The following is a 19,948-nucleotide window of genomic DNA, read 5'->3' on the forward strand; positions in this document are numbered from 1 at the left end:
AGCGAGCCTTCAACTGTCTTGGCAATATCTGCATCAGCTAGTCTCCCAACTGGCGGCAAAGATCTGTTCCAGCGTCGCTTGCGGCGATTGCGGATCGATGTCGAAAATATCCGAACGGGTGGTCCATATCACCATGCCGCTGATGACCTCGTCGCCCGGCTCGACAGTCAGCACGGGCAGGGCGCCCAGCGCGGCATCCAGTCCGTCGGGCGTCAGGTCGCCACGCTGGGCGGCGAAGGCCGCCTGTTCGATGCTGGAAAACCACGCCTCGGCATCGGCCAGCCGAACGGGAGCCTCAGCAAGCTGCGCAACTACGCTCAAAGGAAACTGCCTGCCAACTCTGTCGGCACTCTGCAAAATGATGCCTGCCGATGCGCCGAAGGAAGCCGGGCCTGCCAGGAAGCGCAGCGCGGTTGTGCTTGGGCTTGGCCAAAATTCGGAGCCGATCAGCGGAACGATGTGCTGCGCCAGCCAGCGGTCCCAGACGCGCACAAACTCCCCCGGCAGCCGCCGTGTCACGAAATCGCCGGTGGCGGGCATTTTGCCGTAAAAGCCAGGCAGGATCATATCTGCGGCGGACATGTGAACTTCTTGAACATTTCCAGATTGTACGGATTTTCGACGCTGGCGGCCTTGAGCTCGAAATCGGCGTACATGCCTTTCGTGCCCAGGCGCAGACTGTAGACATCCGAAAGCGAGGTTCCGGTGAATCGGCCGCTGCGCAACATCCTCAGCCACGCCCAGCTGCCGGTCTCGTTGAGCATGATTTCGGGCGATCCGTCGATCGGCTGGAAGGCGAGCGAAATGACCCCGGTGCCGTCCTTGCCGGGCCAGGTCATCGGTTGCGGCCGCGTTGCGTTGTTGTAGTAGACGAGGCTCTGGCCATCGAGATTGAGCGTGACGCGCGTGAGGTTGGGAGACAGATCCTTCGGTTCGAGCGTGAAGCTCATCACCGGTCCGGCACCCCCGGGGAAAAGATCGTCGCGGATGTGCCTGGCCTGCTCGAACGCCGCCAGCGCCGAAGGGTCGAGGCCGAAATCGGCGCGCCACTTCCAAGGCTCGCCGGTCGTGTCGACATAATTGATCAGGTGGTCGTTGATGAAACCGTCGATCAGCCCGGCGGGCCCGAACAGGCGGGCGAAATCGCGCACGTTGACGTCGACCGCACTGGCTTCGCTGAAGGGATAGCGATTGTTCAGCGCCGCCTGGCAGAAAGGCAGTATGTCGGCCCGCCAGATGGCGTTGAGTTCCGAAGTGACCGCCTTCTGAGTCAAATTGCTGGTGTCGCCGGCTATCCCGCCCAACCAGCTGTTGATGGGATCGGGCAGGATCTGGGCCTGCCTTGCCACCGCGCCCGTCAGTTCGGCAAGGCCTCCCTGTTTCTTGATGGCATCCTGTGGATTGGGGTTCGCGGTGACCGTTTGCAGGACGTTCGAAAGCGCGGTCAGTGCGACAACGGCAGCATCCAGCGCCGGTGGCTGGCCGTCGACCTCTGCGATGGTGCTCTTCAGCGGTTTGAAATGTTCGGCCACCAGATTGCCGGTCAGGTCCACCTCACTGGCGGATCCGGCGCGGGGAAGTAGTTTCGCACCCGATGTCGCCAGCTTGCCAAGCTTACCCAGCTTGCCGAGCAGCTTCGAGGTGCCCTTGGCTGCCGCCTTGTCGTCGGCAGGCGCTTCGTCGGAACGGGTCAGTTCTGTCTCCTGAACGACCGCCGTAAGCAGCCGCTTCAGCGCTGAATCCGCACTTGAGAGGTCTTTCAGGTTTTCGCCGGCGACATTGAGATCGGTCAATGGTGCAAGCCTCATGTCGCGCAGGAAGCTGTCCCATTGCGCGATGTAGTCGTCGTAGTAGAGCTTCAGAATATCCTCGGACAGCGCCGAGACGGATGTCTCGGCATTTTCCGAGCAACCGCCGGCGAAAACCGCACGATCGAGCGCCGCCTGGGCGGCGACATCGTCGATGCGGTCGAGAATGACGTCGTGAAAGCCGGAATAGGTGAAAGCGCCCGAAATGCCGACGCGTAGTGTCTTGCCCGAACGCCGTGCAAACACCTTGCCGCCGTTTGGGCCGGCGAAATTGGCCGGTATCCACTCCTTCAGCCCGGCCACTGCCGGATCGGCCAACAACTGCTTGTAGCCACGCGCCGGCAACGAAATCGTGCAGACCGTTTTCAGAGCTTCGGCAACCAGGGCCTGGTCCGGCGCGACGTAGCTTTCGTCGACCGTCATCCGGCGGATCGCGGCAAGCTGATGCTCTTCGGCGTCGGCTGTCGGAAATGGCGCCGCGGCCGCGAATTCGGGCAGACTGTTCACCCACCAGTTCTGGGCGTAGTCTGGATCCATCTGCGACAGGCCCGTCATCATGCGATAGGTCTTGAGCGCACCGAGCATGAAGTCGGGATCGCGGATCTGGCGCCACATCGTCGCCTCGAGCAGGGCCACCATCCGGGGCTCGAGCACGTTGCGGAGGGCGTGGTCATAAGTGTCGGCCTGTGCCCTGACCAGTTCCGCCGAGGCCGATGGGCCAAGCAGATCGTGGGCAGCGCCCGGCGGTGCTGTCCGGGCATTTGCGACCGCGTCCATCGCCTCGAGCGCGCCGTCCATGACAGGCTGCTCCACCGATGCCGGGGTTGCGGCAGCGGAGGTCAGTGGTGTTTGCAGCGCTTCAAACTGGCCTGCCTGCGCCGAGATCGCATGGCGGTTGTCAAAATAGGACCAGGTGAACAGGCCGCCTGCCAGCAACGCCGCCGCAGAGCATGCGGCAGCGGCGCCGCGCCAGATCCAGGCGCGGCGGCGTTGCGCCAGCGGGTCGAATGTACCGAGGCCTGCTTCCTTGAAGATGACTTCAGTGAGAAGGTTCTTCAGGAAGAAGCTGCGTTTCTCGACCCGAGATGCGGGCAGGGCGCGCCGCGGCGGAAGACCGAAGGAGGAAGACAGCGCGGCGGTCAGCCGGTCGATAGGCGCTCCTTCCTGCGTCGCCGATGTCAGGTAGAGGCCGCGCAGCCAGGCAGCCTCCTCATACCGGCTTTCGCCGAACATGGCTTCGACCAGCACCTGTATCGGTTCGGACAAGCTTGCCAGTTGGGCGGGAAACCTGAAGATTTCGGCACGGGCGGCGAGTTTGTCCTCGTCCTCCAGGCGCGTCACCAAGCGCCGCTCGAGTTCGGTCGCCAGCGTCGCGATTTCTCGTTCGATGGTCTTGCCATCGACGCGCGCATCCAGCGCGAAGGTCGTCCCCCACACCTGTTCGCGCGAGGCGGTCGACAGGCCGCCGAAGAACGGCTCGAAGCCCTTGATCAGGTCGGCCTTGGTCAGCATCAGATAGACCGGCAGGCGGATTTCAAGCCGGTCGTTGAGCTCGGCCAACCGGCGGCGGATCTTGCGCCCGTGCGCCTTGATGGCCTCGTCGCCCTCCGAAAGGACGTCGATCGAAAGCGCGACGATTACGCCGTTCAGCGCACGGCGGCCGCGATGTTTCTTCAAGAGGTCGAGGAAACCGAGCCATTCGGCCGCGTCGACATCCGGCTGGCTCTCCTGCTGGACATAGCGGCCGGCGGTGTCGATTAGAACCGCGTTTTCGGAAAAGAACCAGTCGCAGTTGCGCGTGCCACCGACCCCCTGCAAGTCGTCTGTGAGGTCGATCGGAAAATTCAGTCCGGACTGCCGCAAGGCGGTGGTCTTGCCGGTGGCCGGCGGCCCGACGATCACATACCAGGGCATCTCGCGCAGGAACTTGCGCCCGCCCAGCTTGCGGCGCCTCAGTTCGGTCATCACCTCGGCGAACTTGGCGCCCACGGCGGCGACGTTCTCTTCGCCTGGGCTGAGCGGCTTTTCCACCGCTGGCGCGGCAATCTCGGCGACGAACATGCGGTTGGCGCGGATCGCCCGGCGCTGGGCAACGATCAGCCAGACCAGCCAGAAGATGACCAGCAGCGCGATGATGACGATGCGCACATTTTCGGAGGCGAAGGGGTCGTAGGGACCAACCCTGACGATCGGACCGAAGATCCAGATAACCAGGGATAGCAGCGTCAGGCCGATCAGCGTCCACAGCCAGCGCGATGTCAGGACCGCCCAGAGGAAGCGCAGGATGAACATCTCACAGCCTCTTTTCGACGAGCACCTCGACGCGGCGATTCAAGGCTCGCCCCTCGCGCGTGCTGTCGCTGGCCACAGGATCGGTGGCTGCCCGGCCCTCCGAATGGACGCGATCCTGCGGCACTCCGTTTTGAACCAGCATGTCGGCAATCGTCCGGGCGCGAGCCTCGGATAGGCGCTGGTTGGTCGACAGCGGGTTGGTCTTTTGCAAAGGAACGCTGTCAGTATGGCCGACCACCGTGATGTTTCCGATCAGCTCCTGATTGGCGAGGATCACCTTGGCGATCGAACCGATCAAGGGTTCGAAACCATCGGTCAGTTGTGGCCGCGATGACTGGAATAGTTCGGGGTTGGAGGCCTGGATGATCAGCTTGGCCAGTGAAACACTCTCGGTGCCGCTGAGAGCAGATTTGAGCTCGGCCGGCGCCCCCGCCTGGAATTCCGGCAACAGCGCAAAATCCACTTGTTGCGGTGGCGGGGCGTCGACTTTGGGCGACGCGCGGGTGATGTCGCCGCGGGCAGGCGGTGGCAGGGCACGAACAAGTGCGGAAAGCTCGACCGCCTGGCTGCTCAGTCCCATTGACAGCCCGATATGGATCGCCGCGGCTGCAACCGCAGCACCGAGCGCCATGACCCAGATCGGCACGATGAAGCGCTGCGGCTGGTCGGAGGCGATGACACCTTTCCAGTTTGGCGCTAAAGGCGCGCCTTCGGCGTCGGCATTGCGCAGGAAGCGGGCCGCCGCCACGCGAACCGCATTGAGCGAGCGGTCGCCTGAGCGGCCGGGCACGCGATATTTGCCACGGAAGCCGAGCGCCAGGCAATGGTACTGCAGTTCAAGCAATTCTCGGTCCCGGTTAGGATGTCGTTCCAGTTCGTCGAGTCGCGTGAAGAATTGCGTGCCGGCATCGACATCGCCGCGCAGCATGACGACGAGCGGCTGCCGCGGCCAGGCGCTGGCCCCGCCCCAAGGCGTGTTCAGGGCCAGATCGTCGAGCAACGCAGCCACCACCCAGGCTGCCTGGTCGGCTCGCTCCATCGAGGACCCCGTCGACATAGCCGTGTCGCGTGCCCGAACCAGTTCTTCGAGCAAACGGGTGCGCAAGACTTCCGGATTGTCTGGCGGCATTGCGCTTTCGAGCTCGGGGGCGAACTCGAGCAAGGGCGCAAAGGCGTTGACAAGCGCGTTCGGGTGGGTGCGAGAGCGTTTTACCAGTGCGCCCGGCGAAAGTGGCGCCATGGGCCTTGGCATCGGCGCGCCGCTCAATCGTATGCGAGTGCGTTCGCGATCCTCCGACAGTCCGAAAGGATCATCGCGGCTCATGATCTCACCTGTTCACCGAATAGCAGTCCACCTGCGGCTCGCTTGGCAACACGCCCGAAACACCGATGACGAAGCCTGGTGCGTCGAGCAGCGAGGCCCAGTGTTCGCTTTTCTGATCCAATTCGAGGCACAGTCGATCGCCGTCGTAAGGGATTTCGCGTGGCTGGGAATGAAGCGGTTTTAGCGGAATGCCGGGCAAGCGCGATTTCCACAGGCCCTCGAACTCGTCGGCCGAGCCGACGGTCGCCTGATTGACGAAGATCTTGCGCAGGGCATCCTCCGACAGCTCCGAGCCGACCCGGATGACGATGCGGCTGGCCACCAGCAGCTTTGGGTTGTCGATGCGAATTTTCCAGACATTGGTCGAGTGCCGCATGACGGGCAGCGCACGCGATTTCGGCTCGATGTAGCGAAGGCTGAGAATGAGCGAGCGCAGCGCATCCGCCAGCGCCGAATAGGCAGGGCCGGGCGCCATGTGATCGTAAGCGGGCAACTCGCCCAGCCGCCGCGCGCTCGATCCGTAAGTTGCCATCGAACCAGCGAGCCCGGCGAGTTCCAGGTAAAGCTCGGCCGGATGGAAGACATCCTGCGCCAGCATGTGAGCCAGTCGCGGACGCGCCGCATTGGCGAGGTTGAGCATCAACAGGTCTTCGACGCTGCGCCCAGGCCCGCCCATGACCATCTTGCCATGCGCCTCGGCGATCTGGTCGAGGCCGGTGACAACTTCCAGAAGCAATTGCCGATACCAGGCCACCGCGCCGGTAACCAGTGCCGGTGGCAGGAAGCTCTCGTCCAGAGAGACGCCGCCATCGGCTCGAACTCCGTTGAGGTCGGCTATCGGCAAGGCGGTGTAGCCACCAACCGACTTGCCAGGTGCAAGCAGCAGCGCCTGCGGACGGGCGATTTCGATTTCTTCAGGATCCGAACCGCCCTGGACAGCGTCGCGCACCGAAACAATCCGCCCATGATATCGCGCTCCAGAGGCGGCGGCGTGTGCCGGATCGAAGCCGACACCACCGGGAGGCTCCAGCGGCAAGGCGACCAGCACCGGCCCTGCGCTCGTCTCGGGGGTGACCGGCAGCGGTCGCGGTGCGTCCATCAAATCCGGAATGGAAAAAGGTGTCCCATCCGGGAAGATGCCCCGGGCCGACAGGATCGCGATCTGGCCGGCTTCCAGCAATGCCTGGTCCAGCGTCAGCTGTCGAAAGCCGAACGTATGCAGTTGTCCGGCCTGCAACGCGCCGCGCACCGTCGCCTCGAAGAAACGATCCTGCTGCTGGAAATGCTGGGTTCGCAGGAAAAGTCCTTCGGACCATAGCACCCTGTTTGCATCGCTCATGCCGCTACTCTCTGCATTGAGCTCCCTTACCTTGGCCGCTAGGCGGAGATGCCGCCGCTGCCCAACGTGACATTGATGGTGAACTTTGATCCCGGCGACACCGACTTGGTTGTCCGCCAGTTCCTGCCGCCAGGTTCGCGGATCAGTGCAACGAAGCCCAGAGCCGTCGCGTCCGGCTCGACCGTGATGGTCTTGGATGCGGATTTTCCGGGCCCGACGGCGATCTGGTCGGAACCGATAAGATCTCCTGCGAGTGCGCTGCCGGCATCCCCCTGCAGCGCAAAATAGTCGGCGGAATTGAATTTACCGGTGCTTTTTAACCGCATCACGAGGACCGTCACCGGCCGGTCGCCGCCACCTGGCCCCGGATTCATGCCGGCCGCGCCGGTCACGTTGACGGTGATCACCGACGGCTTTGGCGGACCGCTCTGGCACGCTGCAACCAGCCCGGTCGCGCCCAGGGCAATCATCAATTCACGTCGGTCGATCATGGCTTACTCCTCCTCATATGCATCTCGAAAATCGGTGCCGATCTCGCCAAGGAAGCTCTTTTCCGCGCTTTCGGCGATTTCGCGATGGCGTTTTTGATAGAGCTCCCACAGCTTGGCGCCGCGCCCGCCCGAAAGCAGGGTGCCGATCGCCGAATTCGATTTCAGCTCGTCCTCGATCGCTGCGGGATCGAAACGATCGATCATCCGTCGCAAAGCGGCCTGTATGCCTCGCCAAGCGCGCACGTGATGTTGCGCGAGATCGCGAACTGCATCGGCGATGGCCGCCTCCCCGGCGAGAAATCCGGGGCTGCGCTCGGCGATCAGCGTCACGATGGCGTCGTCGACCGACGGCAGAAATTTGAGCGGATTGACTTCGGAGGCACCGACCATTGTCTGGGCGACGCGAGCATTTCCTTTCTCCTCGGCCCGCTTGCGCAGAAGCTGCATCAGCCCTTCCATCATCAGCCGGTATTCGCGGCCGAACTTCTCCATTTCCACGATGCTGTCGCGCCCGGGGAAATCGGCTTCCTCGACGCCCATGCCGCGCAAGAAGGCGGCGCGGAGCGCCATCTCGGCGGGCTGCGCGCTTGCCGGCGGGCGGGCAGGTTTGGAAGCAGCACCCATGCGCGCTGGAGGCAGGACATCGGCCGGTTGCGCGGGAATATCCCAGGGATTGGCGGATGGTGGCCGTTGGGCAATGCGCTCGCGCTGGCCGGTCGAGGCCGAGTTATTTGTCGAACTGGGCGAGGAGACCGGTCCGAAACCAAAATCATCGTTGAAGTCGGACAGCTTTCCCGCTGCGGATTCGCCTCCGTGGCTGGAAGAGGGGGGCCGGTCGAAGCTGAATGGATCCGCCCGGCTGGCCACCCCGCCCTGCTCAACATAAGCGGCGGCGCTTTTTGACACCGGCGTTGAAACCGGATCGAGGCTGAACGGGTCGTCGAAAGCAGGCGAGTTGCGCTGGCCGGAAGACGCGCGCTCGAACGCCCCTGGGATCGGCTGCTCGAATGGGTTCGGCAGATCAGCAGGTCGAGGCCGTTGCGGCGCTTCTTCGACCTTGGCGGAAAAGAAGTCATCGCGGCCGATGCTTACCGGCGCCCGCGATGCCGCTGGCAGACGTTCTGGTACCGGCTGGATGACTGCGGGCGCTTGAGCGGCCGCGATCTGCAGGTCGACACAGACGACGTAATCGCCCAGCCTGAGCCGCATGCCGCTTTGAAGGCGTGCGGACTTGCCTGGACCAAGCGGGCTATCGGAATCGTTTATGAACAAACCGCTGCTCGATGTGTCGGTGACGAAATATCCATCTCGCCCGCCAGAGATTTTGCAGTGAGCGCGTGAAACGAACATGTCGGGATCATCGATCTGCCAGCCTGCATCGGCGCTGCGGCCGATCACCAGCTCACCTTCGTCCAGGCGAGTTTGCCGCACCGCCTGGGTGCGTGGCCCTTGCTCTAGCGTTAGCAGCAGACTCATGCCGCGCCCCCCGCCATTTCCGGCCGCCATCCGACGATTGTGCGCAGCCGCATATCATCAGCATCTCCCCGTTCAGCGGGTCGCGCAAGCCAGGCGGTTCGGCCGAGCTGCACCGCTCCAATACGGGGCGGCGGCACTGCTTCACGCGCAAGCACGATACGCAGATCGACATCGAGAGATTCTCCGACCATGTCGCGAACCGCGTGCTGGAACAGTTTGAGCCGCTGGCTGCCCGGCAGGAATGTCTTGAAATCATCATACTTCAAAGGGCCGACCCGCAGTTCGATCCTGCTTTGGCGGGTGAAAACGCGTGGGCCGATCGTCGCCCCCCGACCGAGCACAGCAAAGGATTTTGCGAGGCGGGTCTGGAGGCCTGCTGGTATCATTGTCCAGGCGGCGACGAATTCCTTGATCTTTACCGGCACCTTGAAGGCTTCCGCCAGGAACAGTGTCAGTCGTTCCGGGCCCTCGACCTGGCTGGCGAGCGAAGCCGCCTGGCGAAGCTTCACCATGTCGAGATCGATGTTTCGGGTGCCGGGAAGTCCGATACCGGCCATGGCCGCAAGCATGGCGCGAACCCGGCCACCGACCGCGCGTTCAACCTGAACGGCCGGATTCGCATCCGCCCACGCCCGATAGTAAAGGGCGATCATGCGGTGCTGCAGAATGTTGACGAAATCGACGAAAGTAGTGTCGCTGGTCAGCTGTGCGTTGGCCCCGGCGAACCACCGCTGCGACAGCCGGTCGAGCACCCAGCGCGTCAGATGCAGCGGCATTGGACCCTCGGGGCCCAAGAGACCCAGATTTGCAATCGTGACCCGGGCCGGCTTGCCGTTGTCGGCTTCGCGGAAATGGACCAGGTCCCTGGCCGAGAAGGCGAGGCGCACATGCTGGCCAAGCCTTGCCGGCTCACGGTCCGGACGGCCGGAATGGCCGAACACGGCATTTTGCTGTTCGAGACGGCGCAGCAATTCGAAAAAGTCGAACCCTTCGGACAGACCTTCAGCGGGGTTTGGGCTGGGCTTGTCTAGATCAGGGAGCGATTGCCGGGCGTCATCGGCCATGGCACATCCTCCTGCTTCTGCAGCAGCCGCGTGCGGGTCCGCACGAAACCGTTTATTCCGGCATATCGGGCGAACAGCCGCGCCAGCAAAGCCGAAAGCAGCAAAGTGCTTTGGCCAGCCAGGATGGATTCATCGACATGCAACGTCACCTCGGTGCCGCGTCCGAAGCACATCGGCCCATCGATCTGAAGCCGCTCCACGACGGGCCGCGAGTCGATGCGGATGATCGAATGTACATTGCGAGCAAGGCTGGGATCGCCTCGGTCGGCATAGATATCGAGAAGCGCATGCAACGGATCGACGCCGCGGCCCTCCTTGGCAAGGCTGAGGAAGTTGAGCATGAGCTGTGCCACCAGCCGCCAGGCGAGATCGTCGGCGCGCGATTCACCCTCGGCCCCTGTGGGCAGTGCTGCGGGGATCGCCGGCTGCGGTGGACGCAGGGCTCCAAGGAGCCTGACGATTTCGACCGGGTCGCCGGCCTCAAGCGTCAATGTGGGATTGTCATCGAGGATCGGCAGGTCACGATTGGTGCACAGTGCTACGACGTCGAGACGCTTCAGAGGTCGGTACGCCGGGCTTGCGAGCGGTCGCGATACGGCCAGGAAAACGTCGTCGCCGGTGTATGACGTGCGCGTTAGACCGTCGCGCCGTTCGTCTTCGGTCGCGCGCCGAGGGCGCCGCTCGGTTGAGTAGACCCACCCACTGCCGCTGTTCTGCCCCAGGCTGAACAGTTCCGGAATTTCGGCGTCGTTGCCTTCGGTGTCGGCGTCCTCAACACGAATGATCCGATAGATTTCAAAGTCGCGCGCCCTCGTGCGGTCTGCATGCAAAACCTGGCGTGTCTTACGCGCATCGATCTCGACGACGTTGCACTCACGTTCGAAAAGATTGATGATCGGCGTTGCGAAAAGTTCGAAGTCGGCCGATGTCAGATCGGCCAACTCTGGCACCGGACGCCTGAATTGGAAGACGATCTCAAGCCCTCCGTCGCATCGACGCACGACAGGCTGTAGCCCCGAAACCCGCACATAGTGGAAGCGCTCGGGCATTATGAAGTATTCTCGCAGGAGGCGATATCCTTCGAATGTCGGGCGGGTACGCGGCATCAAGGCTTCGTCGTCGCTGATGCCAACCATTTCGGGCGCTGGCAAGGGCGACAACGGGTTGCTCTTGCCCTCAGCGCGTGCGCCAACGCTTGAGCAAGTGCCGAAGATCGCGTCGAATAGCAGCGGCGCCTTGGTTCGCCCGGCAAAATAAATATCGAGCCGGTCGAGCGTCAATTCGTGGAGCTTGCCTTTTCCGGTCGGGGCCAGCGTGATGCGGAGCGCCGCCTCGCCGCGCACACCGCCGACCGTGGCCATCCCGGCCGCCGCCAACGCGCTGCGGTCCTGAAAATAGCTGACCGAAGTGATTGCTATCGGCCACAGGGTCGTCTCTTGCGCGGTCGAGAAAGTGCAGCGCGTCGAAAGGCCGGGCCGCAGGCTGGAAACCAGCCGGGTGTTGCGCCTGACGACGTGGCCGTCGAGCATGGTCTGGACCTGCTGGCCTGGTTTGAGCACCGCCATCGCCGTTGCCGGCGCCGGGGTGACCAGATCGGGATAAAGAACGTCGAGCACACTGCGCGAAAATCGCGAACGCTCGGCGTCGACCTTTAGCCGGGTGCGCGCCGCGAGGAAAGCCACGCCATCCAGCAGCCGCTCAACATAGGGGTCCGGACAGGGGACCGTGTCGAGGGAAAGGTTGCGCGCGACCGCTGGATGCATATCGGCAAATTCGGCCGCAAGGCCGCGGATGTGGGTCAACTCCTCCTCGTAATATTCGACGAAGACCCGATCCATCTCAGGCGTCCCTGATTTCGGTCCGCGCCGCGCCGTTATCGAGATTGATCGTAGTGCGCAGGCGCATGCGTTCCGGTGTCGGGGTTATGATCAGCACACCGTCAATCTCGATCTTGAGGCCGGCGGTCTTGTCGCCAAGCGTCACTGTGACCTTTGTTGCGCTTTCCTTGAAGCGGGGCTCGAAGGTGGCGAGCACCGCACGGATCTCACGCGCCAGCACATCGCGATCAAAGTCGCGCGAAGACCTGCCCGAGAAGGAGGGGACGCCGTAATTGACCACGCTCCGGCGCACCTCCGGGAAATCTGCGAGCGACGGTGGGTTGTCCGATACCTGTTCATTTTCCAGATCGGACAGGAGCGGCGTGGCCTCGAAGCGCTCGGTGTTGAAGAGCGCCTCGACGTCACGCCGCACTGCTTCTCTGAGCACGCGGGCTGACACCACAACGCCGCGACTTTCGATCTCGACCCGATGCTGGGTCTGAAAGGCCAATCGATGCAGACGCCGTTTTTGCTCGGCTGTGAGTTCGGCATCAGCGTCGATGGCCCGCGCGCTGGCGCCAACGAGGGCGTCGACACGGTCGGCGCCAAGCTCGTCGAGCAAGACATGGCGCAGCCCGTCTATCTCCGAGGTCAGACCAGGCAGGTCATTGACGAGGCGATCCCAAAGCGACGGCTGGACGGCCTCGCTTTTTGCCCGCAAGCTGCCGGTACTGTGCTGCTTGCCAGCGTCGGGTCGCCCACCCTCACTTGCCGACATAGACATCCATTTCGGCTTCATCATTGCCGTCATAGACGAACTTGATCTTCTTGTAGGCGAAGCTGACCTCTTCCTGGATCAGGTCTTCCTCATCCTCGGCCTGCGACATGTCGTATTCCATGATCGAGGCGTCGGTGAGGGTGACGACCAGATAATCCTTAGTCTCGCCATCGATCGTCCGACGTGCCGAGAACACCACTTCATCGAGGGCCTTGTTCTCGAACAAGGCTTTCTTGAGATAAGGCGAAGATTTGTCGTAGTGTTTGATGAACTTGATCATGCCCATGGACACGCGCCCCCGACGTGAGAGCGAATTCGGGTCATAGGGTGCGACCATCTTGTAGTCGACGCCATGGATTTCGATCTCATCATCGTGGCCGTCGCGGGTGCTGGGGCCCTTGATATCGGGAACCTTCAGAAAACCATCAATCTTTACTGGCATTGTCTCTCTCCACCATTGTCAAAAAAAAGATTGTTGTTGCTGCAATCAAGTCTTAACGGACGGCAGTTCCGACACCAGTCGAAGCGAGGCATTGATGCCCTCCAACTGGTAATGCGGGCGCAGATAGAAGCGGGCGTTGTAGTAGCCCGGCCGCCCCTCCACGCTGTCCACTTGGACCTCGGCGGCGGCGAGCGGGCGCTTGGCGCGCGCCTTGTCGTCGGCAAAGGCCGGGTTGGCCAGCACGTAGCGGTTGATCCACTCGGTCAACCAGATCTGCATGTCGGAGCGTTCCTTAAACGACCCGACCTTGTCTCGCGCTATGGCTTTGAGATAGTGCGCAAAGCGCGAAACCGGGAACAAGTAGGGCAGGTTGGCGCTCAGCCGCTCATTAGACTGCGCATCGGGGTCCACCAGTCGGCCGGCGCGCGTTTCGTCGTCCTGTAACGAATGGGCACCGATGAAAGCCGCAAGATCCGTGTTCTTCCGGTGCAGGATCGGCATCAGGCCAAGCTTGGCGAGTTCCGCCTCACGCCGGTCATCAATGGCGACTTCCGTAGGGCATTTCATCGCTATCGACCCATCATCGGTCGGGAAGCTGTGCACCGGCAAATTAAGCACCGTTCCGCCGTTCTCGACGCCGCGGATCTGGGTACCCCAGCCAAACAGCTTGTGGCTGCGGTTGATGTTGACGCCCATCGGGAAGGCGGCGTTCATCCAGACATACTTGTTGTGATCGCCCTGCACCTCTTCCTCGAAGGTGAAGCCCTTCACCGGAACGGTGTCCGTGCCATATGGCAGCCGGGCCAGGACGCGGGGCATGGTCAGCCCGATGTAGCGAGCATCCTCGCTTTCGCGCAGCGACTGCCAGGAGGCATAGGCCGGGTTGGAAACGATCTGCTGCAAATCCTGAGGGTTCGGCAATTCCTGCCAGCTATCCATACGAAACAGTCGAGGCGAGGCGGCCGCGATAAAAGGCGTGTGCGCAGAAGCGCAGATGCCGGAGATGTTGCGTAGCAGACCGACATCGCGCGGGTGGTTGGAAAATTCGTAGGCGCCGATCACGCAGCCGATCGGCTCACCGCCAAGCATCGAATATTCGTCTGTGTAGACTTTCTTGAAGATCGGACTCTGATCCCACATCTGGCCTTCGTAGTCTTCGAGCGTGTCGGCCAGCTGCTCCTTGGAGATGTTCATCACCCGGATTTTAAGCTTCTGGTCGGTCTCGGTGTTGTTGACGAGGTACCACAGGCCGCGCCATGTGCCTTCCATTTCGCGCACTTCCGGTGCGTGCAGGATCTCGTTGACCTGAGCCGTCAGCATCTTGTCTATACCGGCGATCAGCGACTTGATCGACTTGATGGCATTGGACGAGATGGTTGTGGTGTCGGAACGGGACTGCGCTGCGAGCGCGAGATTGCGCACGAGTTGCTGCAGCTTCTCGCTGTCGTCTTTCTTGACCTTGAAATCCTTCTCGAGGAGTCCACTGAATTCTCCAAGGTCTATGGCTTCAGCCTCGGCGGCGAGGGTGGCGGTCTTTTGCTGTTCGGCCATGGTTTATTCTCCCGCCTTGTCGTCGTCAGTCAGCGCCTGGCTGGCGATCTTGCCAAGAAGTGGCTCGTTGTTCAGCAACTGCGCGATACGCTTTTCGGCGTCTACGCGGCCATCCATGAAGCCCAGCAATTCCTCGAGCTGACGACGCATCTTGAGGATCTCGGCCAGTTGCGGAACCTGCTCGGCGATCTTGTCGGGGGCGAAATCGCCCATTTTGGTGAAGGTGAGATCGAGCGCCAGTTCCTCGTCGCGCTCTTGGCCTTCGGCCTGCGGCAGCGTGTTCTTCACCCGCGCTTTGACGCGGGGTCCGAGCGCCTCCATGAACTTGGGGAAGCGGTTCGCGTCGGTCTCGACGAAGGAGCGGTCCAGAACCGACTTTGACGCTTCCTTGGTTTGCGAAGCACCGGAAAGGTCGGCCATCACGCCCATGACAAACGGCAGTTCGATCGTCGTCGGGCTGCCGTAGGTTTCCACGTCATAGGCGATCTGCACCCGTGGCGCGCGATTTCGTTCGATGACCTTGGCTTTGCTTTCGGCTGGCATGTGTCTTACCTTTCATCTTTCTGTGCCGTCTTCTTGACATCGGGAACGCCGGCAAGAAGCCGAAATTCCTTCAGTCCCGACGGGGCGAGATCTTCCATCAGTTCAACGAAATCCATATGCACCATTCGGCGCACGCGCCGCGCCAGGTGCGGGATCGGGCTGGACGGTTCGGTGCTGTCATAGAAGGCGACGACGAGATCGAGGCATTTGACGACATCGTCGCGCGAGGAGATCCGGTCGGGCAGGCCGCTGTCGCCGGATTCTGCGTAGCTTGCCACGCTTGCCATCGTATCGGCTCCATCGCCGTTGCGAACACGTGCTGCCGGTTCTGCTGGCGTCGCGACCGGCTTTGCGAGGCCGTTCGCGGCAGTGGCACCGGTCGCGTTTCGTTCGAGGGTCGTCAGCAGACGCTGCAGAAACCGCTTTAACTCGGGAAGCGTGGCGCCAGCGCCTTCGAGGCGGGAGTTAAAGGCGGCTTCGACGCTCTCGAGAGCGGCGATCGCGGCGCGGGCGTCGGCTATGAGCAACGTCATTTCTGGCCCGGCCTGATCAATCAGCGCCGCGCATGCGCTGCGCACCCGGTTCACCAGTTGGCTGTGCTCGCTTGCCAGCTTCGCCTTCTCGGCCGCATTCAGTCCCGAAGCAGCCTCCTGCAGCATGACCCGCTCGTCAAGCGAACCCTTCTCCAGATCCGCGCCCAGGATCGGCCCAATGGCGCGCGGCGCAAAGAATGTCATTTTCCGCAAATCTTTGAGTAGACCGTCCTGGCTGTTCTGAAGGTCGGTAAGCGCATTGATGCGGCGCAAGGCTGCTTCGCGCGGCGTGGCACCGGGCCGCAGGGCCGGATGCATGGTCGTCCAATGCTGATCGACGGTTTGCGCGATGAGGGTCAGGCCGGCAGCCAGGCCGGCCAACCGATGCTCGTTGGCCAGTCCACGCGTAACAATGACGAGAAGGCGCAGGTCCCGGCCGTGAGACCGCAGCTCTTCAGCCCTGGTAAGCACGGTAGGCCAGTCTATCGGAACGTCGACTTCAGTGTTTTTGCTGCCTTGGAACTCGACTTTCTTCTGCTGTTCCGTCAGTCGCTCCAGCTCATGGAAGGCCGGGTCGTTGCGCAAATCCTCCCCTGACGGATTTTCACCGTCGAGCGGAGTAAGCCAAAGTGCGACATCAATCACACAGACCCCCAGCGACCGGCCCTCAACGGCACCTGACCCAAGGTTACCACACTGACGTGCCGTACGCCAATTAAAGCCGCTGCTTAAAAACTAACGAAAGCTGACCACCGCGTATTCGCTATGGGATGGCTTGGCGAGACTGCCGAACCCAGTCGGTAAAATGCACCACATGGATGCGCGAAATTCTTCTGCCGCCAGTGGTCTGGGCTTCCAAAGGCTGACGGCCCCGCGAACGGCCTTGGCGACGCCGTCCATCGGGCGCTTTGTCAAGCGACGGCTTATGTGGCAGGTTGTCGACTGGCAGATTGCAGGAGCAGGTTCGATGGAACAGCGCCGGTCGTCACAGAGCTTCAAGCGTAAGGAACTGGTTGGCAAGCTCAATCCTGTCGGCGTGCGCGCCTTCAAGGCAGCCGCGGACACCGCCAAGCTGCGCGGCAACCCTTACGTCGAACTCGTCCACTTCATCGAGCAACTGGTGCTTTCCGATCGCTCGGACGTGCAAATGATCATCGCCGATGCGGGAGTGGATGCCAGCCGGCTCACGGCCGATATGACCCGCGCCGTGGACAAGCTGCCATACGGCGCCACATCGATCGAGGAATTTTCCGACCACATCTTTCATGCCATCCAGGAGGCCTGGAACTTGGCGACGCTTGAGTTCAGCGTCGAGGAAGTCCGCAGCGCGCATATTCTGCTCGCTTGCCTGAAGACCCCGGTCCTAGAAGGCCTGCTGTCGAAGATCAGCGGCGCATTCGACGAGATCGACGCCGACGCGGTGATCGCGCGGTTCGCCGATGTCATGGAGGGCTCACTCGAAGCTGGCACCTCGACCACGGTCTCCGCAACGGAGATGCCACGGCGGGCTCCGGGTGGGGATTCGGCGCTGGCGAAATACGCCACCGACCTGACCCAGCGCGCCCGCGACGGCAAGATCGATCCCGTCGTCGGCCGCGACCCCGAGATCAGGCAGATCGTTGATGTCCTGATGCGGCGGCGGCAGAACAACCCGATCCTGACGGGCGAAGCCGGGGTAGGCAAGACCGCGGTCGTCGAGGGCTTCGCCTTGCGTATTGCCCAGGGCGATGTACCACCGATGCTACAGGGCGTCAGCGTGCGCATGCTCGATGTCGGTTTGATGCAGGCCGGGGCAAGCGTAAAGGGCGAGTTCGAAAAACGGCTTAAGGCTGTAATCGACGAGGTGCAGTCGTCCGAAACACCGGTTATCCTTTTTATCGATGAAGCTCACACCTTGATCGGCGCAGGCGGCCCTGCTGGAACCGGCGACGCGGCCAATCTCCTGAAGCCGGCGCTGGCACGCGGTGAACTGCGTACCGTCGCGGCAACGACCTGGGCTGAATACAAGCAGCACATAGAAAAAGACCCGGCGCTGACCCGTCGGTTTCAGGTGGTAAAGATCGACGAGCCTTCCGAAGCTGTGGCCGTTCTCATGTTGCGCGGGGTGGCCGGAGCTCTCGAGCAGCACCACCGGGTGCAGATACTGGATGAGGCGATCGAGGCGGCAGTGGGCCTGTCACACCGCTATATCCCGGCGCGGCAACTACCCGACAAGGCGGTAAGCCTTCTCGACACCGCTTGCGCCCGGGTCGCAATCTCGCAGCATGCCACGCCGGCCGAGCTCGAGGATATCATACGGCGGCGCCAGGCGCTGGAGGTCGAGCACGGCATCATCGATCGTGAGGCGGCGATCGGGATCGAGGTGACCGAACGGCAGGCACGGGTCGACACCGGACTTGCCGAAACAGGGGTCGCGCTGGCTGCCGCGCAACAACGTTGGGACCGCGAAAGAGTTTTAGTTGCCGAGATACTCGAATTGCGTGCCCGGCTGCGCGGCGACGGTATGCCGCTCGATGCGATGGAAACGCCAGCGGATGCCAACGCCTCTGAGTCTGAGTTGCCTGAGATCCAAACGCCCAAGGACAAGGCATCCGATCCCAAAGTGAAAACGGCTGTTGCCGATGGACTTCCACCTGATCCGGTCGCCGATCTTACCCGGTTGCGCGAACGCATGGCTGAACTGGCCGAGGCGCAAGGCGAGGCGCCGCTGATCCTGCCCTCGGTTGATCGAAATGCCGTGGCCGCGGTGGTCCAGGACTGGACCGGCATCCCCACGGGGCGCATGCTGTCGAGCCAGACCGAAAAAGCCCTCCGGCTCGCGGCCACTCTGTGCGAGCGCGTGGTTGGCCAAGAGCATGCCATGGAGATGATCGCCAAGCGTGTGCAGACCAGCCGCGCCGGGCTCGGCGCGCCGGAAAAGCCGGTGGGGGTGTTCCTGCTTTGTGGCCCCTCCGGCGTCGGCAAGACCGAAACCGCGCTGGCCTTGGCGGAGACGCTTTATGGTGGCGAACAGAACCTGATCTCGATCAACATGTCGGAGTTTCAGGAGGCGCATACTGTCTCGACTTTAAAGGGAGCGCCCCCCGGCTATGTCGGCTACGGCAAGGGTGGCATCCTGACAGAGGCGGTTCGGCGCAAACCCTATTCGGTGATCCTGCTCGACGAGGTCGAGAAGGCGCATCCGGACGTCCACGAAATCTTCTTCCAGGTTTTCGACAAGGGCATGATGGACGACAGCGAAGGGCGGCGCATCGATTTCAAGAACACATTGATCCTGCTCACCTCGAACGTCGGCTCCGAAGTCATCATGGACCGGACGAGGAACGGCACGGTTCGGACCGGCCTCGAAGATCTGGATACGGCCTTGCGCCGGCCGTTGCTGAAGGTTTTTCCGGCGGCGTTTCTTGGACGGGTGGTAACCATTCCTTACTACCCGCTGTCGGATTCGATGATCGAGGCGATCACCCGTCATCAGTTCGCCAGGATCGCTCACCGGCTGCGTGCAACCAGTGGCGCGGAACTGGTGATCGGCGACGGCGTCATCGATCTGGTCAGGGCACGCTGCACGGAAATCGAATCCGGCGGGCGGATGATCGATGCCATCTTAACCAACACGCTTCTGCCGGAATTAAGCCGCGGCGTGCTCAACCGGTCGCTTGACGGTGAAAAGATGACGAAGGTGACCGTCGGAGCCTCCGACGGGGGCTTTACTTATTTCTTCGAGTAATTTGGGCGGATGGTACCGGCGCATCAAACGGCTTTTGCATCCCGCGGTGGATTGAAGGATGCCTTCCACGGCATGGCGCAAGAGCGCGGCGAGGCTTTTGTCCGCGCTAGCGTGCAAAAGGCAACCAAGCACGCAAATGAGTTCCTTTGGGCGGCTAGACCTCTCGCCGTCGCTTGCCGTCATAGTCCCCAGGTGTGCTCATTCTGGCCCCTGGATTATACTGAACGTGAATATGCGGAAACATAGGCCCTTGATCGTTCACCAGGACTAAATACTTGGCCTTGCCAAGTTCAGAGTTAAGTTCCTGCTGCAAAAAGTATCCTAAAAGGATTGACAACATACCGGTCCCGCGATCCGCCAGCTTTTTCGTCCTAATATCAACCGCATTGCCGGAATGATGCAGGACCAGCGGGAATGATTATACCACTCTTTTCCAGCAGTAAGCTCAAGCTCAAGCCGCCTCGGCGCATGTTGTCTGAAAACGCGTCGAATTATCGGAATGGCCTCCTGCATTTGCGGGCTGAGGCCGCTTTCAATCGTTCTCTCCCTCATCGCAATCTCCATGAAAAGAAAGCGTCATTCCCTTACCACAACCATCACACGTACGCCTCATCCATGAATATCGCAGGGCCGAGATGGAGCTTTTTGTGAGTGCAAACGTGACGCCTCAGATCGTATGCAGCCGGTGCACCATGCCATGTTGCCGTCGTCGCCCATTTTGGCGAGCGGTTCTCTGTCATGCATCGTGGCAGGATTGTCGAGT

Annotated in this window: 14 protein-coding genes; 1 reads left to right on the plus strand and 13 read right to left on the minus strand. The window is 62.0% G+C overall.

The window, feature by feature from the left end:
* Positions 1 to 33 precede the first annotated feature (33 nt).
* The 13 genes from tagF to tssA are packed head-to-tail and all read right to left on the minus strand — an operon-like array spanning position 34 to position 16,103.
* Positions 34 to 567, minus strand: a complete 534-nt coding sequence (gene tagF, locus FJ428_RS19210; protein WP_140498295.1) for a type VI secretion system-associated protein TagF — start codon at positions 565 to 567, stop codon at positions 34 to 36.
* Complete coding sequence (tssM, locus tag FJ428_RS19215; protein WP_140879957.1) at positions 564 to 4,100, minus strand: type VI secretion system membrane subunit TssM; 3,537 nt, start codon at positions 4,098 to 4,100, stop codon at positions 564 to 566. The genes tagF and tssM overlap by 4 nt, the downstream gene beginning before the upstream one ends.
* A gap of 1 nt (position 4,101) precedes the next feature.
* The gene (gene icmH / locus FJ428_RS19220; RefSeq protein ID WP_140879958.1) at positions 4,102 to 5,424 is read right to left on the minus strand and encodes a type IVB secretion system protein IcmH/DotU; all 1,323 of its coding nucleotides are present in this window, start codon (positions 5,422 to 5,424) and stop codon (positions 4,102 to 4,104) included.
* Between the two features lie 4 nt (positions 5,425 to 5,428).
* Complete coding sequence (gene tssK, locus FJ428_RS19225) at positions 5,429 to 6,763, minus strand: type VI secretion system baseplate subunit TssK (RefSeq protein WP_140818526.1); 1,335 nt, start codon at positions 6,761 to 6,763, stop codon at positions 5,429 to 5,431.
* Between the two features lie 38 nt (positions 6,764 to 6,801).
* On the minus strand, positions 6,802 to 7,254 hold the full coding sequence (gene tssJ / locus FJ428_RS19230) for a type VI secretion system lipoprotein TssJ (RefSeq protein WP_140879959.1): 453 nt from the start codon (positions 7,252 to 7,254) through the stop codon (positions 6,802 to 6,804).
* Positions 7,255 to 7,257: 3 nt separating this feature from the next.
* Positions 7,258 to 8,730 (minus strand): type VI secretion system-associated FHA domain protein TagH, encoded by a 1,473-nt coding sequence (gene tagH / locus FJ428_RS19235; RefSeq protein WP_140880006.1) that lies wholly within the window; start codon positions 8,728 to 8,730, stop codon positions 7,258 to 7,260.
* On the minus strand, positions 8,727 to 9,794 hold the full coding sequence (gene tssG, locus FJ428_RS19240; protein ID WP_140879960.1) for a type VI secretion system baseplate subunit TssG: 1,068 nt from the start codon (positions 9,792 to 9,794) through the stop codon (positions 8,727 to 8,729). Before tssG ends, tagH begins: the two co-directional genes overlap by 4 nt.
* Positions 9,758 to 11,632: a type VI secretion system baseplate subunit TssF gene (gene tssF / locus FJ428_RS19245; RefSeq protein WP_140879961.1), complete on the minus strand. Its 1,875-nt coding sequence runs from the start codon at positions 11,630 to 11,632 to the stop codon at positions 9,758 to 9,760. The genes tssG and tssF overlap by 37 nt, the downstream gene beginning before the upstream one ends.
* A 1-nt stretch (position 11,633) precedes the next feature.
* The gene (gene tssE, locus FJ428_RS19250) at positions 11,634 to 12,389 is read right to left on the minus strand and encodes a type VI secretion system baseplate subunit TssE (protein ID WP_140880007.1); all 756 of its coding nucleotides are present in this window, start codon (positions 12,387 to 12,389) and stop codon (positions 11,634 to 11,636) included.
* Positions 12,376 to 12,831 (minus strand): Hcp family type VI secretion system effector, encoded by a 456-nt coding sequence (locus FJ428_RS19255; RefSeq protein WP_115143971.1) that lies wholly within the window; start codon positions 12,829 to 12,831, stop codon positions 12,376 to 12,378. The genes tssE and FJ428_RS19255 overlap by 14 nt, the downstream gene beginning before the upstream one ends.
* Before the next feature lie 45 nt (positions 12,832 to 12,876).
* Complete coding sequence (gene tssC, locus FJ428_RS19260) at positions 12,877 to 14,382, minus strand: type VI secretion system contractile sheath large subunit (protein ID WP_140498288.1); 1,506 nt, start codon at positions 14,380 to 14,382, stop codon at positions 12,877 to 12,879.
* Between the two features lie 3 nt (positions 14,383 to 14,385).
* Entirely contained in the window at positions 14,386 to 14,925 is a 540-nt protein-coding gene (tssB, locus tag FJ428_RS19265) for a type VI secretion system contractile sheath small subunit (RefSeq protein WP_140498287.1), read from the minus strand.
* Positions 14,926 to 14,930: 5 nt separating this feature from the next.
* Positions 14,931 to 16,103 carry a type VI secretion system protein TssA gene (gene tssA / locus FJ428_RS19270; protein ID WP_140685155.1) on the minus strand — a complete coding sequence of 391 codons (1,173 nt, stop codon included), beginning with the start codon at positions 16,101 to 16,103 and terminating at the stop codon, positions 14,931 to 14,933.
* Between the two features lie 322 nt (positions 16,104 to 16,425).
* Here tssA and tssH point away from each other — a divergent pair, with 322 nt between their 5' ends.
* On the plus strand, positions 16,426 to 19,185 hold the full coding sequence (tssH, locus tag FJ428_RS19275; RefSeq protein ID WP_140880008.1) for a type VI secretion system ATPase TssH: 2,760 nt from the start codon (positions 16,426 to 16,428) through the stop codon (positions 19,183 to 19,185).
* Positions 19,186 to 19,948: the final 763 nt, after the last annotated feature.

Origin of the sequence: Mesorhizobium sp. B2-8-1 (assembly GCF_006440955.1) — a bacterium.
In the GTDB taxonomy this organism is placed as follows: domain Bacteria; phylum Pseudomonadota; class Alphaproteobacteria; order Rhizobiales; family Rhizobiaceae; genus Mesorhizobium.

Bases quoted from the DNA above. Each gene is read 5' to 3' on its own strand.
- tagF (WP_140498295.1), bottom strand. From the start codon at position 567: ATGATCCTGCCTGGCTTTTACGGCAAAATGCCCGCCACCGGCGATTTC.
- tssM (WP_140879957.1), bottom strand. From the start codon at position 4,100: ATGTTCATCCTGCGCTTCCTCTGGGCGGTCCTGACATCGCGCTGGCTG.
- icmH (WP_140879958.1), bottom strand. From the start codon at position 5,424: ATGAGCCGCGATGATCCTTTCGGACTGTCGGAGGATCGCGAACGCACT.
- tssK (WP_140818526.1), bottom strand. From the start codon at position 6,763: ATGAGCGATGCAAACAGGGTGCTATGGTCCGAAGGACTTTTCCTGCGA.
- tssJ (WP_140879959.1), bottom strand. From the start codon at position 7,254: ATGATCGACCGACGTGAATTGATGATTGCCCTGGGCGCGACCGGGCTG.
- tagH (WP_140880006.1), bottom strand. From the start codon at position 8,730: ATGAGTCTGCTGCTAACGCTAGAGCAAGGGCCACGCACCCAGGCGGTG.
- tssG (WP_140879960.1), bottom strand. From the start codon at position 9,794: ATGGCCGATGACGCCCGGCAATCGCTCCCTGATCTAGACAAGCCCAGC.
- tssF (WP_140879961.1), bottom strand. From the start codon at position 11,632: ATGGATCGGGTCTTCGTCGAATATTACGAGGAGGAGTTGACCCACATC.
- tssE (WP_140880007.1), bottom strand. From the start codon at position 12,389: ATGTCGGCAAGTGAGGGTGGGCGACCCGACGCTGGCAAGCAGCACAGT.
- FJ428_RS19255 (WP_115143971.1), bottom strand. From the start codon at position 12,831: ATGCCAGTAAAGATTGATGGTTTTCTGAAGGTTCCCGATATCAAGGGC.
- tssC (WP_140498288.1), bottom strand. From the start codon at position 14,382: ATGGCCGAACAGCAAAAGACCGCCACCCTCGCCGCCGAGGCTGAAGCC.
- tssB (WP_140498287.1), bottom strand. From the start codon at position 14,925: ATGCCAGCCGAAAGCAAAGCCAAGGTCATCGAACGAAATCGCGCGCCA.
- tssH (WP_140880008.1), top strand. From the start codon at position 16,426: ATGGAACAGCGCCGGTCGTCACAGAGCTTCAAGCGTAAGGAACTGGTT.